This window comes from Coprococcus sp. RTP21281st1_F1_RTP21281_210402 (assembly GCF_040915325.1).
GTDB lineage: Bacteria > Bacillota > Clostridia > Lachnospirales > Lachnospiraceae > Coprococcus > Coprococcus aceti.
Genome location: NZ_JBCPDQ010000002.1, coordinates 47,654 through 64,384, shown reverse-complemented (window position 1 = coordinate 64,384; position 16,731 = coordinate 47,654). Strand labels below are relative to the sequence as shown.

14 protein-coding genes and 1 pseudogene are annotated in these 16,731 nt (G+C 34.1%); all 15 read left to right on the top strand.

Features of this window, described 5'->3' with window-relative positions; all coding sequences use genetic code 11:
- The first annotated feature begins 5 nt into the window (after window positions 1–5).
- The 15 genes and pseudogenes from AB5150_RS02300 (at window position 6) to AB5150_RS02230 (ending at window position 16,615) form a co-directional block, all read left to right on the top strand.
- On the top strand, window positions 6–1,130 hold the full coding sequence (locus AB5150_RS02300) for a glycoside hydrolase family 99-like domain-containing protein (protein ID WP_117550443.1): 1,125 nt from the start codon (window positions 6–8) through the stop codon (window positions 1,128–1,130).
- 2 nt (window positions 1,131–1,132) lie between these two features.
- Window positions 1,133–2,299, top strand: coding sequence for a glycoside hydrolase family 99-like domain-containing protein (locus tag AB5150_RS02295; RefSeq protein ID WP_117550445.1), 1,167 nt, complete (start codon window positions 1,133–1,135; stop codon window positions 2,297–2,299).
- A gap of 111 nt (window positions 2,300–2,410) precedes the next feature.
- A complete protein-coding gene (locus AB5150_RS02290; RefSeq protein WP_117550447.1) occupies window positions 2,411–3,568 on the top strand; it encodes a hypothetical protein in 1,158 nt (385 codons plus the stop codon).
- A 38-nt stretch (window positions 3,569–3,606) separates the two neighbouring features.
- Window positions 3,607–4,611 (top strand): capsular polysaccharide synthesis protein, encoded by a 1,005-nt coding sequence (locus AB5150_RS02285; RefSeq protein WP_158547601.1) that lies wholly within the window; start codon window positions 3,607–3,609, stop codon window positions 4,609–4,611.
- Window positions 4,612–6,144, top strand: coding sequence for a hypothetical protein (locus AB5150_RS02280; protein WP_117875256.1), 1,533 nt, complete (start codon window positions 4,612–4,614; stop codon window positions 6,142–6,144).
- A gap of 6 nt (window positions 6,145–6,150) precedes the next feature.
- Entirely contained in the window at window positions 6,151–6,984 is an 834-nt protein-coding gene (locus AB5150_RS02275) for a glycosyltransferase family 2 protein (RefSeq protein ID WP_117550453.1), read from the top strand.
- An 11-nt stretch (window positions 6,985–6,995) separates the two neighbouring features.
- Window positions 6,996–7,604 (top strand): CatB-related O-acetyltransferase, encoded by a 609-nt coding sequence (locus AB5150_RS02270; RefSeq protein WP_117550455.1) that lies wholly within the window; start codon window positions 6,996–6,998, stop codon window positions 7,602–7,604.
- 163 nt (window positions 7,605–7,767) lie between these two features.
- Window positions 7,768–8,197, top strand: a pseudogene (locus AB5150_RS02265) (sugar phosphate nucleotidyltransferase); the annotation flags it as partial.
- Between the two features lie 169 nt (window positions 8,198–8,366).
- Window positions 8,367–9,269, top strand: a complete 903-nt coding sequence (locus AB5150_RS02260) for a sugar phosphate nucleotidyltransferase (RefSeq protein WP_349093264.1) — start codon at window positions 8,367–8,369, stop codon at window positions 9,267–9,269.
- A gap of 285 nt (window positions 9,270–9,554) precedes the next feature.
- Window positions 9,555–9,701 (top strand): abortive infection family protein, encoded by a 147-nt coding sequence (locus tag AB5150_RS02255; RefSeq protein WP_368291227.1) that lies wholly within the window; start codon window positions 9,555–9,557, stop codon window positions 9,699–9,701.
- Between the two features lie 4 nt (window positions 9,702–9,705).
- Complete coding sequence (locus tag AB5150_RS02250) at window positions 9,706–9,879, top strand: hypothetical protein (RefSeq protein ID WP_004851608.1); 174 nt, start codon at window positions 9,706–9,708, stop codon at window positions 9,877–9,879.
- Between the two features lie 3 nt (window positions 9,880–9,882).
- A complete protein-coding gene (locus AB5150_RS02245) occupies window positions 9,883–10,746 on the top strand; it encodes a hypothetical protein (protein WP_349093265.1) in 864 nt (287 codons plus the stop codon).
- A gap of 61 nt (window positions 10,747–10,807) precedes the next feature.
- Window positions 10,808–11,695 (top strand): hypothetical protein, encoded by an 888-nt coding sequence (locus AB5150_RS02240; RefSeq protein ID WP_349093266.1) that lies wholly within the window; start codon window positions 10,808–10,810, stop codon window positions 11,693–11,695.
- A 59-nt stretch (window positions 11,696–11,754) separates the two neighbouring features.
- Window positions 11,755–15,363 carry a hypothetical protein gene (locus tag AB5150_RS02235; protein WP_173795877.1) on the top strand — a complete coding sequence of 1,203 codons (3,609 nt, stop codon included), beginning with the start codon at window positions 11,755–11,757 and terminating at the stop codon, window positions 15,361–15,363.
- A 127-nt stretch (window positions 15,364–15,490) separates the two neighbouring features.
- Entirely contained in the window at window positions 15,491–16,615 is a 1,125-nt protein-coding gene (locus AB5150_RS02230) for a hypothetical protein (protein WP_368291129.1), read from the top strand.
- The last annotated feature ends 116 nt before the right edge of the window (window positions 16,616–16,731 follow it).

Below are 16,731 nucleotides of genomic sequence, written 5' to 3'. Positions count from 1 at the left end.
AAGAAATGAAAGTAATTGCATTCTATCTGCCACAGTTCCATGAAACGCCAGAAAATAATGAATGGTGGGGACAAGGCTTTACTGAGTGGAATAACATGAAAGCTGCCAAACCACTTTTTGAGGGGCATAACCAGCCAAGAATTCCGCTTAACAATAATTATTATAACCTTTTGAATGAGAAAACTCTGGAGTGGCAGACTGAAATTGCAAAAGAACACGGCGTATACGGTTTCTGCTGCTACCACTATTGGTTTGGAAGCAAAATGCTTCTTGAAAAGCCGATGGAGATTTATCTGAAAGATAAAAACTGTGATTTGCCATTTTGCTTTTGCTGGGCAAACGAAACATGGACAAATGCTTGGGCTGCGGAAACTGAGTCTGATCGAAAGACCTTAATCAAGCAGGAGTACGGTGATAAAGAAGAATGGGAGAGACATTTCCAGTATTTGCTTCCGTTCTTTAAGGACGAGAGATACATAAAGGAGGGTAATAAACCGCTTTTTGTGATTTATCGTCCACAGTATATTACAGAGCTGAGTGCAAGACTGGCTTATTATAATAAACGTGCTCAAGAAGAGGGCTTTGACGGGCTGGTTTTTGCAGCACAGCATGTTTCTTTTTATGCTGAGAAGAGCGTCGATAAGTCGATGTTTAAATACCAGATTGAATATCAGCCAGGCTTTGCGTTTTATGATATGAGCTCTTGGATGCAGAAGCAGATGAGCGTTATTAAGCAGAATGTACAGACATGGGCAAGGGATCATTTGAAAAGCTTTAAGTCTGCTAAAAAGGCAAAACTGCAGAAATTATCGTATGACGAAGTGTGGAATACAGTTCTAAATAGAAAAGCAGAGCCGGGAATGATTCCAGGGGCATTTGTGGACTGGGATAATACACCGAGATATAAAGAAAAAGGTCGTGTTTTGACTGGGGCAACACCTGAAAAGTTTAAAGAGTATTTTGGAAAACAGCTGAAAAGAGCACGGGATGAATACAAGTCTGACTATATTTTCATTTTTGCATGGAATGAATGGTCAGAAGGTGGATATTTAGAGCCTGATATGAAAAATCAGTACGGTTACTTAGATGCAATCAAATCATGCGTCGATGAATTGGAAAGTGAGAACTAAAAATGGCAGAGATATTATCAAATAATAAAATTAAAACAATTGCGTTTTATTTACCTCAGTATCATGCCATTCCGGAAAACGATAAATTTTGGGGAAAAGGATTCACGGAATGGGTAAATACGAAAAAGGCTACTCCGCTATTTGAGGGGCATTATCAGCCAAAAGTTCCATTAAATGAAAACTATTATAACTTGCTAGATGACGATGTTAAAATTTGGCAGGCGAATTTGGCGAAGAAGTATGGTGTGTTTGGCTTTTGCTACTATCACTACTGGTTTAAAGACGGAAAGAAGCTGCTTGAAAAACCACTAGAGCAAATGTTGCAAAATAAAGATGTTGATATCCCATTTTGCATGTCTTGGGCAAATGAGAACTGGAGTAAGCGATGGGATGGCGGTAATCAGGAGATTATTGCCGAGCAGGATTACGGCACAGAAGATGATTGGAAAAAGCACTTGCTTTATATGGTTCAGTTTTTCAAAGATGAACGATATATTACCCTGAATGGCGATCCGGTTTTTCTTATTTATAAACCTGAAGAGATTCCTGATTTGCATCGTATGGTAACTTATTGGCAGTCGGAAATTAAAAAGTTTGGCTTCAATCGGATTTGCTTAATGATCCAGAATTCGGGATGGTATTTTTCACCATCTTACAATGATAGAGATTTCGATTATCAAGTTAAATTTGAACCATACTTTTCAAAGCAGTATGCAGAAAAAGATTTAAATAAAATTAGGCGTCTCCAGATTGCTTATCGAATTCTGAAGAAAGTTAAATTGGAAAAGCCAATCTATGCATTTGTGAAGAGTAGAAAAAAAGTGGCCGGAAATGATAAGCCGTTGTCAATTTTTAGCTATGATAAAGAATGCGCAGATATCCTGAATGGCCCACATTCCCAGAAGATTGTGCAGGGGTTGTTTACAGATTGGGATAACACTGCAAGGCGAAAAAATGGCTTTGTTTTTAAAGGAGGAAATCCGGAGAAATTTGGAAACTGCGCAAAGGCTCTCTTTAACCAGATGAGAGAAAAGAATGATCTTCCGCTTGTCTTTATTAATGCTTGGAATGAGTGGGCAGAGGGAGCGTATTTAGAACCGGACGAAAAGCATGGCTATGCTTATCTTGAGCAATTACAAAATGCTATGGAAAAGTATAATAGAGGTTAATATTTTTATATTGTCTTTTTATTAAGAAAGATATTTAAGAGTGCGTGAATCAACTATTGTATTTATGTAATTTGTGAAAGAATCGAATATCTAAGAAAGAGAAATTTAATCATGACAACCAGAGAATTTGGAAAAGTTACATCAAATCAATTGTATTTGTATGCTCTAGTACTGTACATTTTACTAAATTACACAATTTTAGGAGTACAATGGAACTATCCATTCTCCATTTTAAAAAATGCAGCACAGATTATATTGACATATTTTATTCCTTTCTTATTATGCGTGCGATTCATGCTAGGGTTTATAAAAAAGAGAACATGGCATCAATTAATAACTGTGCTGATAATTAGCTGCACTTTATATTCATCAAGCGTAATACACAGTAATGCACTTGCTTATACAGCCGCGTTTATTCTATTGGCGCCAGGAATTGATTATGATGAAATCGTAAGAGCATTCTACAAAGCAGCTTTTTTTTCAGTAGCGCTATTGATTCTTGCAACAATAATTGGAGCTGTCAATGATAATCAAATACGCTTTACATATGCAACGGGCGTATTGTATGGACATACAATGGGAACCTCACATCCTAACAATTTTGCAGCCTATGTAATGACGACTCTTTTTCTATGGCTGTATATGAATAGAAAAAGAAAATCACCGGCTAAACTGATTTGTGTTGATATAATAGTTGGCGTGATTGTATTTATATTAACGGCGTCAAGGACGAGTTCAATTGTAATATTAGCATTTGCTGTAATTTATTTGTTGTATGAAGTAATGAAAAAGGTTAATGCAGAAAGGCTGATTAACCTATTAAAATTGGCAATAGTGGCTGTTTTTGCAGTTTCAATTTATTTAATGAATTCTATGGGGCAAGTCGGATCAAACGGAATATTAGCAGATTTGACGTTTGCAACACGTTTTTCATCGGCATACAATATTTATCAACAGTATGGAATTCAACCGTTTGGTTCAGATATTGAGTTTGTAAGTTCTGTTGTTTCAGCTCAGACAGGTAAGTCGTCTGTGATACTTGATTCGGCGTATTTGAACTTGCTTTTGTATCGGGGATATATTGTCACTGTTTTGTTTGCGATAGCTGTAGTTCTCTTGTTTAGGAAAATTGGAAAACAACGAGAGTATATCTTGATGATTATAGCCGCGCTATTTGTTGTTGATGGTCTGATGGAACAAAATGTATTTATGATTTATTGTAATTTTACTTTGATGGCTTGCTTTTCAGGATTAGAGAGTATCGATTAATAGACAAGAGCCATTGCTAACAAATGGAGGAATATAGGGTGCGAATAATAAATAGAATTAAACGAAAACTAAGTTCTATTATTAATGATCCTTGGGTGAAAAACAACGGGGAAGTTAGAAAGGAATTTGGATTATTTACTGGTTTAATTATCTTGGTTTTAAATATTGTTGATATGGTAACCAGTTATAAGACAGTATTTTACAAGAACTATTTACTAAAGATAATTAAAAAGGACGTACAGATAACTGTAGACAAATATAAAAAAGATACTTGTGTATTTGACGGTAAAATCACAAATAATGCTAAGATACATGTATGGGTGATATGGTGGCAAGACATAAAAAATGCACCTCAAATAGTTCAAGAGTGTATAGCAAGCCAAAGACTATATATTAATAATAAATATTATGAATATCATTTACTAAATAGTGAGACAGTTTGGGACTATGTTGAACTACCACAGGAAATTATAGAGAAATTTAATCGTAAGGAAATAGGATTTGCGCACTTTTCGGATATTTTAAGACTGGCTCTAATAAAAAAATATGGAGGAGTCTGGATGGATGCCACAATTTTTATGACAAATCAGCTTCCTGAAAGTATAAGAGCGAGTTCTTTTTATTCAAATAAGAAAAAAGCCGATGGATATAATCAGAGAAAATTAATATCAGAGGGTAAATGGACAACCTACTTTTTTAAAGCAGAGCCCGATGATATTATTGTTTCATTTGTTCTGGATGCACTTATTGAATATTGGAGAAAGCATTCTGTGGCTGTAGATTATTTTTTGTTTGATTATTTAATAGCAGTTGCATATGATGAATTTTCACGCGCGAAACATGAAATAGATTTGATCCCTGAGAATAATCCGGAAGTATTTAGTCTTTTTGTTGAGAGAAATAAAAGATATACTCTTGAATTCTTTGAAAAAATTACAAAAGATACTATTATTCATAAACAGTCCTATAAGTTTCCCTACAGTAAACAGGATAAAGACGGTTTTATAACGAACTGGGGACATGCTTGCGAAAGGATAAAATAAATGAGTCTTAAGAGTGATCGAATAAAAAATACAAGGAGAAATGCTATATGGGGAATTGTAAATAAGTTCATTACAATACTCCTTCCGTTTATTACCAGAACAGTTTTGATTTATGTGTTGGGGGTTGAATATGTTGGCATAAACGGACTGTTTTCTTCTATATTACAAGTCTTGAGCTTAGCGGAACTGGGATTTTCTAGTGCAATTGTTTATAGCATGTATAAGCCGCTGGCAGAGAATGATAACGATGTTGTATGCGCATTGCTCCAGTTCTACAAAAAAATATATCGCTGCATTGGTAGTATTGTGCTGATAATTGGTGTTGCACTGATTCCTTTTCTGAAGTACTTGATTTCAGGATCTTGTCCGAGCGATGTTAACATATATGTTGTTTATATAATTTATCTTCTTAATACGTCCTGTAGCTATTTCTTATTTGCTTATAAAAAATCTTTGCTTTCAGCTGTGCAAAGGCAGGACATTATTAGTAAAGTTGCAATGATTAATAAAATCATCAGTAGCTTTATCCAGATTGTGGGATTGCTTCTCCTGAAGCAGTACTATATCTTTATTGTGGTTTTACCGTTGATGTCTTTGCTGGATAACTTGCTGTGTGAATTTCTGGCAAAAAAATATTATCCTCAATTTGAGTGCCACGGAAAGCTCGATAAGAAATATAAGGAAGATATTATTGAAAAAACAAAGGGATTGCTTATTCACAAAATTTGCGGTGTGACACGCAATTCATGTGATAATATTTTCATATCTATGTTTTTGGGGTTAACGCCAGTTGGCATATATAGCAACTACTATTATGTCATGAGTTCAGTAAGAGGAATCCTGGATGTATTTACGGTTTCTATGAGTGCGAGTGTTGGTAACAGCGTTGCTATTGAAAGCGTAGAAAAAAATTATAAGAATTTAAATTTGTTTACATTTATATATGAGTGGCTATGCGGTTGGTGCACGGTTTGTATGCTTTGCCTTTTTCAGCCTTTTATGAGAATTTGGGTTGGAGAAAAGGCGATGTTTTCATTTGATGTCGTGATTGCAATTTGCATATATTTTTATGTTTGGACAATTGGAGATATTAAAAGTCAGTATGCCGATGCCGCAGGCCTTTGGTGGAAAGATCGAATCCGAGCGTCTGTTGAAGCAATTGCCAATATAGCGTTGAATTATGTCCTTGTAAAAAATTTTGGCGTTTTTGGAATTGTTATTGCGACAGCAATATCAATTCTATTTATTGGCTTTCCTTGGAGTACAAAGATTGTATTTGATAATTATTTCAAAGGAAAAAGCTTTTTGCGTTATATGCGTGACGAAGTATTTTATGCAGTGGTTACAATTATAGTTTGCTTTGTCACTTATGAGATTTGTAACTTCGTTAATGTGTCTGGAATTCTGGGGCTTATTATATATGCAGTTATTTGTGTTATAATTCCTAATGTTCTATATTTGCTGGCATATTTTAAGTCACGTTATTTTAAAGATGCAGTACGATTTGTAAAGAAAATTGTTGTAAAGGGGTGATTATGTGTGATTTCGGTAGTGATGCCAGCCTATAACAGAGAAAATATTATAAAAGAAGCGATTAATAGTGTTTTAGGCCAAACATATGAGGATATTGAGTTAATTGTTGTTGATGACGGCTCCACTGATCAAACTTCTAAAGTGGTTCGTGAAATTGAGGATCCGAGATTAAAATATTTTTATCAAGAAAATGCAGGAGCTTGTGCGGCTAGAAATAAGGGGGTTGAGCTCTCGCAAGGAGAACTTGTTGCCTTTCATGATAGCGATGATATTTGGCATCAAGACAAATTAGAAAAACAGATAAAGGTGATGGAAACATCAGGTGCAGATCTTGTTTTTTGTAAACTTGTCAAATATTATGCGAATGGAAAAACTCAGCTATTGCCAGATTCAATAAGTGAGGGCTTTTTGAATCCCGTCGAAAACTTGTTTGGAATAGGGACACAAAGCCTATTAGCAAAAAAAGAAGTATTTGAAAAATGTCCATTTGATACTTCGATGCCACGCTTTCAGGAGTTTGAAATGCTGGTCAGAATTGCAGAAAAGTATCGAATTTATTGTCTTGATGATGGACTGGTTGATTATAAAATCGGAAATGATTCTATAAGTAGTAATCCTGAAAAACTTTATAAAGCCTGTGATTTAATTTTACAGAAGCATCCATCTTTTCAGAAAAAATACCCTAAAATGATGCATGTTATGGCTAGTGCGTTACAGGATGCGGGAAATGAATTGAAAAAATCGGGAAAAAATAATTATAAGAAATTCTACGATAAAAGCTTAGAGTATGATAGCTCGTTAAAAAGAAAAATTTCAATTTATATTAAAGGAATTATTTGAGGGATGAACTTATGTTTGATAAAATAAAATTATGGCTAAAGAAAAAAGAGTGGAGAAAAAGAAATGTTCATAATGAAACTAGTATTGTGAATGCTTTTAACTTTGCTCAGGTTTCAGTTGGAAAAGGTACTTATGGAGGAATAACTGCTATTTTAATGGCAGATGATTCTTGTATTAAAATTGGAAACTACTGTTCGATAGGCCCCAAGGTTATTTTTATGGGGGGGGGCGAGCATAATTACAAGAGGATATCTACATATCCTTTTCAATCAAAAGTTTATAAACAAAAAACTAATAACCCCGTGAATCACTCCATTATCATAGAAGATGATGTTTGGATTGGATATGATGCGCTTATTATGCCCGGAGTAACTATTGGTAAAGGTAGTGTTATTGGTGCAAGAGCGATTGTCACAAAGGATGTTCCGCCGTATTCGATATATGTTGGTAATAAAGTAATCAAGAAAAGATTTTCTGAGGATATTATAAATAAACTGAGCATAATTGATTTTTCAAAAGTTGAGCACACCAGTTTTGATACATATATAAATTACTGCCAAACAGAAATCACTTCAAGTAATGTGGATGATATACTGGAGTGCTTCGTTACGAGAAAATAATATTTGAGGGCATCTAAAAGGAGTTTTTCAGGCAATAAATACCATTTTTTGTTCTGCTATGATTTTTGTATGTGGCTATATTGTTACAAGTATTGTAAATAGGATTCCATTTGTGGGGAAATGGATTGTTTAAAAGAAAAAGAATAGAGGGAAAAAGGAAAAAATGACCACAACATTACTTATCATGGCTGCTGGAATCGGCAGCCGCTTCGGAATAGGAATCAAGCAGTTGGAACCAGTTGATGACGTGAACAATATCATCATGGATTACTCGATTCACGATGCGATTGAGGCAGGCTTCAACCATGTGGTCTTTATTATTCGCAAGGATATCGAGGAGGAGTTCAAAGAGGTCATCGGTAATCGTATTGCCTCTATTTGCTCCTCTCATAATGTAACTGTGGACTATGCTTTCTAGGATATCAATGATATTCCGGGAGAACTTCAGGCAGGCCGTACAAAACCGAGGGGGAACTGGACAGGCTGTGCTTGTAGCGAAAAATGTGATTGATACCCCGTTCATTGTGATCAATGCAGATGATTACTATGGCAAAGAAGGCTTCAAGGCTGTCCACGAATATCTGGTGATAGGCAGTCTGAGGTGTCAGGTGCAAATGAATATATTTATTTAAATATGCCTGTGCTGTACTAAATAATTGGGGCAGTTGCGATAGTAACAAATAGTATATATCATTATTTGAGTTTATTTGTAGATAATAAAGATGAACATAAACTTATTACTTACTAATGAGGAGAAAACAAATGGAGACAACTTTACTTATAATGGCGGCAGGAATCGGTTCAAGGTTTGGAACAGGAATAAAACAGCTGGAGCCTGTAGATGATGGTAATCACATTATCATGGATTATTCAATTCATGATGCCATAGAGGCAGGATTTAATCATGTCGTATTTATTATTCGCAAGGATATCGAGAGAGAATTTAGATCTGTTATAGGTGATCGGATTGCCGCCATTTGCGGGAAATCTGGCGTTACGGTTGATTATGCATTCCAGAATATCGAGGATATTCCAGGGGAGCTGCCGACAGACAGAACAAAGCCATGGGGAACAGGACAGGCCGTGCTTGCAGCTAAAGCCGTGCTGAAGACACCATTTGTCGTGATAAATGCAGATGATTATTATGGCAAGGAAGGCTTCAGGTTGGTTCATGAGTATCTGGTGAATGGAGGACAGTCATGTATGGCTGGATTCGTACTTAAGAATACATTGTCTGATAATGGTGGTGTGACCAGAGGCATTTGCAAGATGGACGATCAGAATAATCTGACAGAGGTGGTGGAGACCAAGAATATCGTCAAGACTGTGGACGGTGCAGAGACGGACGGCACAGCCATTGATACGGAGTCTCTGGTGTCCATGAACATGTGGGGACTGACACTGGAATTCTTGGATATGTTGGAGGCAGGATTTGCGGAGTTCTTTGAGACGGAGGTTCCGACTGATCCACTTAAGGCAGAGTTCCTTATTCCTACATTTATAGGAGAACTTCTGGATGAGAAGAAGATGACGGTTAAGGTTCTCCGGACGAATGATACCTGGTATGGTATGACGTATAAGGAGGATGCTGAGGCTGTTAAGGAGAGCTTTAAGGGGATGATTGAGGACGGCGTGTATGAGAAAGATTTGTTTGGGGATTTGTAGATAGGATGTTTATATGGATGTGATGTGATTGCCAGCCCGGGAGGGCTGGCAATTGGTGGTTATGGGTAATTTCACAGTTCTGTTATGATTTACTATATAACGTTGATTTAAAATGACTGTATGTTATAATGCTTAATATTAAAATATGCGACAAAACAAATAGTGCGACGATAATTTTTATTTAAACCAATTGAGGAAAGTAATATAGATACTTTATTTGTATCAATTCTTGGCAAGTAAATAAGAACTATTGGGATGGCTATACAGTAAAGGAAAAGATCATCGATTGCTGAAAGGAGAAACAAAGACAGTGATGCGTATGGAGTTGGGGCTAATAGGATAGCGATTGATGAACATCATGCAAGACTGTTTGTAAATGCGGCAATGACAATGTCAGATTTTATATTATCTGTTTATATGAAGGAGGCATGACGATATGATTCATAGAGTGACTTGTGATAAATGTGGTTCCATTTCGGAATATGATGATAGATCTATATGGGAGGGCAACCGTGAACGTGAAGAGGTAGAATGCCCTGTGTGTGGGAATATTATTGGGAGCGTTTTTACAGACCTTATACCTGTAGCAAGGCTTATAAGTAAAGGATAAATTATGTATAGAAAAGTAATGTTTTCATTGATGTTGCTGTCATTGATACTATTATCTTTAATTGCATGGAAAGTTGGTGTGTTTACAGCAATTGTAGGCCTACCATTCTTTCCGTTAGTAGAGAAGATTGTTACAAATACTTATTTTTCTGGTGTAGCTTGCAGTATTATTGCTGTTATTATTATTTACAAATGGCAGGTGTTGTATAGCAAGAGAAAGCTGAAGCAGGATTTTAGATGTAACGAATGTATTGAAGGTATATATGATGGCATTGAAGCAGTTAGAAAATATATGCCATTAGTTCCAAAAAAGGAAAAATGGGATAGAGTTTGTGATTATGAAGAATTTCGCAAAAAAAATGCAAAGAAATATATTGACTTCTATGGGGAGCATAAAGGTGACATTTATATTGCAAATTTGACATTATCATACAAGGGCAATGATTTGCTGATTGACTCAATTCAATCATGCTTTTTCATTAACCTTAATTTCAAGTTGTTGGGGATTTTGAATCATGTGAAGAATAGGCTGCCAAATCTCAGAAACAAATACCCTAAAATTGAGAAGCTGGCAAAAGAATACATAGAATCGGCTAGTGAAGACATAATGATACAACTGGGAGAAACGTTGGACTCATACTTTGTAGATGCGAGATGTATGGCAGACTACTGGCAGAAGTTGCTTGATTATTTAGAGTATGATCCGACGTTCGTTAAACTATTTGTAAAAACGTATAATGCACGATATAAATTTGAAGATGATATAAAGTTGCCAGTAACGGTTAGGAATAGTCAGGCTATTGATGTGGAGAGAGAAGTAAAAAAGGCGATTCTAAGATATAAAATTAGAAACTTTTGGAAAAAATAAGAGTGTATAAGCACGATTAAAATAATTTTTACATTTTATAATTTGTGAAAGAGAGAATATAATGAAGCACATTTTACAAGACAATGCACTTGAATCATGGGCAATGGCCATTAAATATAGCAATTTTATTCTAGACGGAAAGGCTACACTACAATATAGAAAACAATTTGTATCATCCTTACACAATGCAGTTGAGCTATTTATCAAACAGTTGATGCTCGATAATAATGATCACAGGGTATGCAGTGTAAGAAAAGGTTGTGCTGCAGATGGCCATCCGGCGGTAGAATTTTATAATGCCGCTGATCTCAATAGTTATTTTGAGAACCTAGCAGATGAAGACATGAAAAAGTTCTATTCGATTGAATTTAATGAGATACAGAGGTTGGTCAAAGAACTATTTAGTGGATATTATGGTGAGCATTCTGACGACAAGATGGTTGTGGATGATTCGATTGCATTATTAGGACGGCTGAGAAACGGAGAAACACATTTCTTCGTTGAAAAGAATAGTTTTCTCACTGATAAGGAATTCCAAAAATTATATAATTTTATGATTGCGTTTAATACAATACTACATTATTATAACTTGCTTCCGTATTGGGGAAAGCCATGGGGAGAATTTGAAAGATTTAAAGTTGGTGAGACAAGCTTACAGAATTTTTCGTATAAGAAAGCCGTTCAACAATCAAAATTCTATCAAAAGTTGAAAGAATATATTTCTGAAGAAGTGTATCCTGCAAATGGAAATACTGCATATGACTATGCTGAAGACATGTACTTTTATTTGCGGAATAAAGATAAAGACATGGATTTTGATGAATTGTGGACCTGTATTGAGATGGCAGTTCATTACGATCTATTATCGTATGAAGATGTTGTTGATGAGTATGATGAACCGGAGATAGGGACCGGGGCGAATGTTTATAGGATGTTTAAACTTAAGTAGCGTAGATTAGAGGATTATACGAGTTTATAGATATATGACATGGGGCTGGAGGTAGAAAAATGATAAAAACAAGAGATTTCCTTGGGGCAAAAACCAAAATGAAAAGTTTGATATCCATAGTTAATGAATATGATTATGAGGATATTTCTAAGGCAATTTATTGTGTATGTGTTTGTGTAAATAATCGTTCAGTTCTGGAATCAACGTTGTCGTTGAACTGGGCATTAGCTGAACATAGCCATAAAGGTAATAAAAAAATAGAAAATTATGATGATTTTAAAAGTTTTTTTAGATCTATTGAAAGCATAATTAAACCTTCTGACTATGATGATGCTTATGTGGAAGACTATGGAGAAGTTTTCATCGAAGTGTTTGGCAAAAAATATTCTGTGATTGTGGGTACTGGTCATAATATGGTATTTGCATGTCTGCAGTTCTTACCAATATTAGCTTGTGAATTAAATAAAAAAGATGAATTAATAAAAGTGATGACGTACAATTCATTTATAATAGATTTCCTTAAAGAATCAAATATTAAAGATGGAAAATATGGAGCTAGATTGGTTCTTCCTTCAGAGGCATTGTTTATCAAAGTAAGTGAACTATTTGACAATCTAGATATAAATACATTAAAAAGTGTTGATAATATACTTAAGTCTGATTACATAGAAAAAAAACATTTCATTGAAACAGAGAGAGGAATAACTCCCTTAGCAAATACATCTTTATTAATGGATTTATATGATTTGTGGTATAAATCTATTCCTGATAAGGCAAAATTAGTTGATAGAATGCTGACCGGAGTTGCATATAATCTTTCAAAATTGGAAACAGATGAAACTATAAATTTTCTGTGCCCTGTAGGCTTTTCTAATAGTAGAGAAAAGCCAAATTTTGAATATCAATTTCCATTTGTTTTAGTCTCTTCAAAAGCGATAATATTTGCAGTAAATAAAGATGACTATTCGAATGGAGAATTGAAGAAGGTAATTAATGAGATAATTAGTGCTAAGAATAAGGACTCTTTGTTTTTATTTGAATTATATAGTCGGAGTAAAGATGGAAAATGCAGAGGGATTACTGTTTTGAAATGTTCTGACATTAAGTTTATGATATATGATGCATGGGCCAATCCATCTGAAAAACATATACTCACCAGAACAGGAGACGAAAAATATTATTACTGTACTGCGTTGGATATTGTTTATTATATTTTGTTTATGGATGACATTGATGAATTACTTGACTATTTTTATTTTATAAAAGGTGAAAATAACTCTCAAATACTAGGTCATGGTGGAGATGCATCAACTTTTCTTGCTTGGAAAAATGCAGATCATGTTTTTGAAAAAGGTGCAATAAAGTATAGCTTGATTAATGTTGGCTTTGATACAGAAAATGAATATGTTGTTGATTACTATTGCAAGAAACTAAAGGACTTTCCTTTGGGACGAGGAGATTATATTTTAGACAATCCATTTTCTTGGAAGATTACTCCAAAAGAGAATGGGTTTTATGAATATGTACAAAAAGGTAAAGCAGGATTTGGTGGGCTGTATCGGATATTTCAAAATAATTGTTATTTCTTCTTTCCTCATAATGTTAAATTCTATCCAGATATTAACGAGTATCTAAAATACAAAGATGCTATATTTATGATTGAGGATTTGATTCAACGTATGATGATATCAGTGAAGGATATTATTGAGTCTTGTTCCGAACTTGATGGATGCGCTGTTCAAGTAATGATGATGCCTGAATCATATGCAAGAAAATCGGACCCATCTGGAAGATTATTAGCTCAAGAACGAAGCTATGTGAAAAGTGATTCTATTATTTCAAATAGAAAAATTTGCATTCGATTTGTTCCAATTGTTGATAAGTTATTTGAGGATATCTCAAAAGTAAAAGATAGGACTGTAGAGGTTGTTTTTTTTATGGAGTTAATGCAGCCTTTGAAAAAGTATTGTTCGGATTTTTATTCACAATTAGGGAAACATATGGAAAGTATAAAATCAGAAAAGAAGGAGGTATCTGCTATTAGTTTTAGTGTTGACTATACATGGAAACAAGAGCAAGAATCAATATTCAGAGTTGAAGATAGTGCATACATTGCTGTAAGAAAACATATTGCGGAGGTATGCTATAACGCAGGGATTAGTTCTGGAAGTTATTATGGAAAGCATGCTAATGCAGTAGTAAGGACGATTCAAAAAGAACTTATAGAAGACTTTGAAAAAGAAGTAAGAAAATATGATTATCTAAAATTGTTTGAACGATGTTTAGCGGATTATTCAACTCTTTTACATGAAATTATGATTCATAGGAAGAGATATAATAGTTTCGGTGATATGAAAGACGAAGTCCGTGCTAAAGTATCTCAAGATATAATAAAACAAAGAGAAGAAGCAAAGCATGATTTGAGAACGGTATCATATTTACTAGAAACAACATTGTTTAATAGCAGAAGGGGACATGTTATTTTATCTGCTGAAAATTACCAGTATTTATTAGCATATGCAAATTGGCTAGTTGTTCTTAGTGATAATGCAGATATGTGCTATTTCACTGATGATGAGGTATATATTAAAGTTTCTGGTGAATATATTATTGATGTAGAATCAAATCGAGAATCAGATCAGACTTTAGGCGAAGAGTTGGCTAAAAGAATGTATGATAACCCAGGGCGCTTTGAACGAGATAGGTCAGCTGATGAGAAATTCTTCGAAAAGATAAAACAAGCTTTTGCAAGAGATACAGGAGTTCCATTAGAGGTTTTCCTAAAGTTAATGTTTTATCTTGAAACAGGTGGCAATATTGGAAGTGAACTTTATCACAGAGCAAATACGTTATGTTTTTGGAAAGAAGATATAATAGACGATTATTGTTCTGTTCAGAATGTTTCGAAGAAATTGGCAGAAAAAGCTTTACAGCTACTAAGTATAAATCCAAAAAGACTTAAAACTAAAAATAATAAGACAGATTTTTACTTGCCTATTGGAGATAAAGAAAAACGCTGTGATAGATATGAGGTGAATCCAGTTTATGAATACGATGATATGATTATATATTCACCAGTAGCTATACATTTCTTAAGAGATTATTGGGAAAACAGTTTGTTTGAATTTTGTATGCCATATGAGATAGGACTGCCGTCTACAAAAAATGTCGTGACAGATTGGAAGAGAGTTTATGAAAAGAAAATAGTTTTTGATCTTGAAAACGTATTTAAGGATAATGGATTTATAGTAAGATCAAATTTTGAATTGAAGAATCTTGATAAAAAGAAATATCCTCAGTATCTAGGAGATTATGATTTGTTTGCGGTTAATTTGCAGGCAAAAGAAATATGGATTATAGAGTGTAAAGTTATTGAGAAAGTTGAAACATTTTATGAAATGTATAGGCAACAAAATAGGTTCTTTAAGGAAAATAAGTACGATGAGAAATTTCAGCGTAGAATTGATTTCTTAAATGCAAATTATGCAGAAGTAATAAGGGATTTAAAACTCCCGATTGAAAAGTATAATATAAAACCATATATGTGTGTAAATAAAGTCTTTGTTTCAAGATATAAAAAAATTACGTTTCCAATTTTAAGTTATCAAGAGATGGTTGCAGAAATAGGAAAAGAGAACAGGCTTTTATTATCAAATGAGGTACTGTGAAAAACAAAAATTTTATTGAGAGAAAATTATTTAAGATAGCTTTTGCTTACAGTTAGATGTTGTGCTGTCAGTATATGAGGACAAAAATGAGATAGCTAAAAGAAAGATTAATAGGATGGACAAGATTTTGAAGGATAAAAAATTCATATTTAAAATTTTAAGAGCTTTATTAGTTGTAGTGGTCGTATTTGTACTTATACTAATGCCATTTGCAATCGAAAATATTATCTATAATGAAACGACGTTTTCTTTTTACCATTTGATAAAAGCTGGCAGAGATGTATGGTTCTCTTTTATTGGTTCGTATTTGGGAGCAATCGGAACTGTTTTGTTAGGAGCGTTAGCATTGTGGCAAACGAAAAAGTACAAGAAAGCATCAGACAAAACAGATGAGATATTTAAGATATTGCAAGAAAAAATAAAGGAATTAGTACAGACAAATACGGATTTGGCAGAGGAAAATAAAAATATTCAAGAGAATATAAAATCGATAGTTGAAAAGAATACAAGTTTTTTAGAAACATCAAATGGTCTACAAGCAGATTTAAAGAAATTAACAGAGTCAAATTCAGAGTTGCAAAACGATATGAAGAATATTATTGAGCATATTCCTGATTTAATTGAAAATAATTCTAAAATTCAGGAGGAAGTATGTGGGGTGATGAAAAATAATAAAGAAATAGTGGATTCATTGTTTAAAATTCAAAAGGCTATATTTTATCCTCATTTAACTGTTCTAAGAATGGCTGAAATAAGTGAATGTGGAAAACTCAGCGAGAAGATGAACTTGGAAGAAGATGCTTTTGCGAATGTAGTTTTTGGATATAGAGATGATCTTAGCTTTGATAATTGGTGTGAACATCTTGAGGGAGAATATGGATATTTTGCGTTCCCTTTGTACAATGATGGCGAGAAATACATAATTTCATTTAATTTTGAACAAATCAAAATTTCAGGGAAAAAGCTTATGAACTCTTTTTTAACACAGTCGGCTGATATTGGACCACATCAAACAGTTTGGTGCGTATTTGCTATTAAAAAAGCATTGTTTGAAGAAGTCTTGGGCGAGCTCACAAATCAAGGCCCTATAGAAATGGACTTTTCCTCTAGTAATACTATTGGGGAGACTTTTATTTGGAGTTCAGAATTATCAGTTACTAAAATAAATGAAGATAATCCCTTCTTTTCATTAAATTATCTTGGAACAACAAAAATTGATTCATTGGATGAATGGAACAATGGATCTTACTAATAATTGGAAGAAATTATTGGTGATAAAATAAGTTTGAATCGGTAGAGACAGACAAATAATATGGGGACTGATCGAAAGAATTTTGTCCATCAAAAGGCGGGTAAGATATCCGCCTT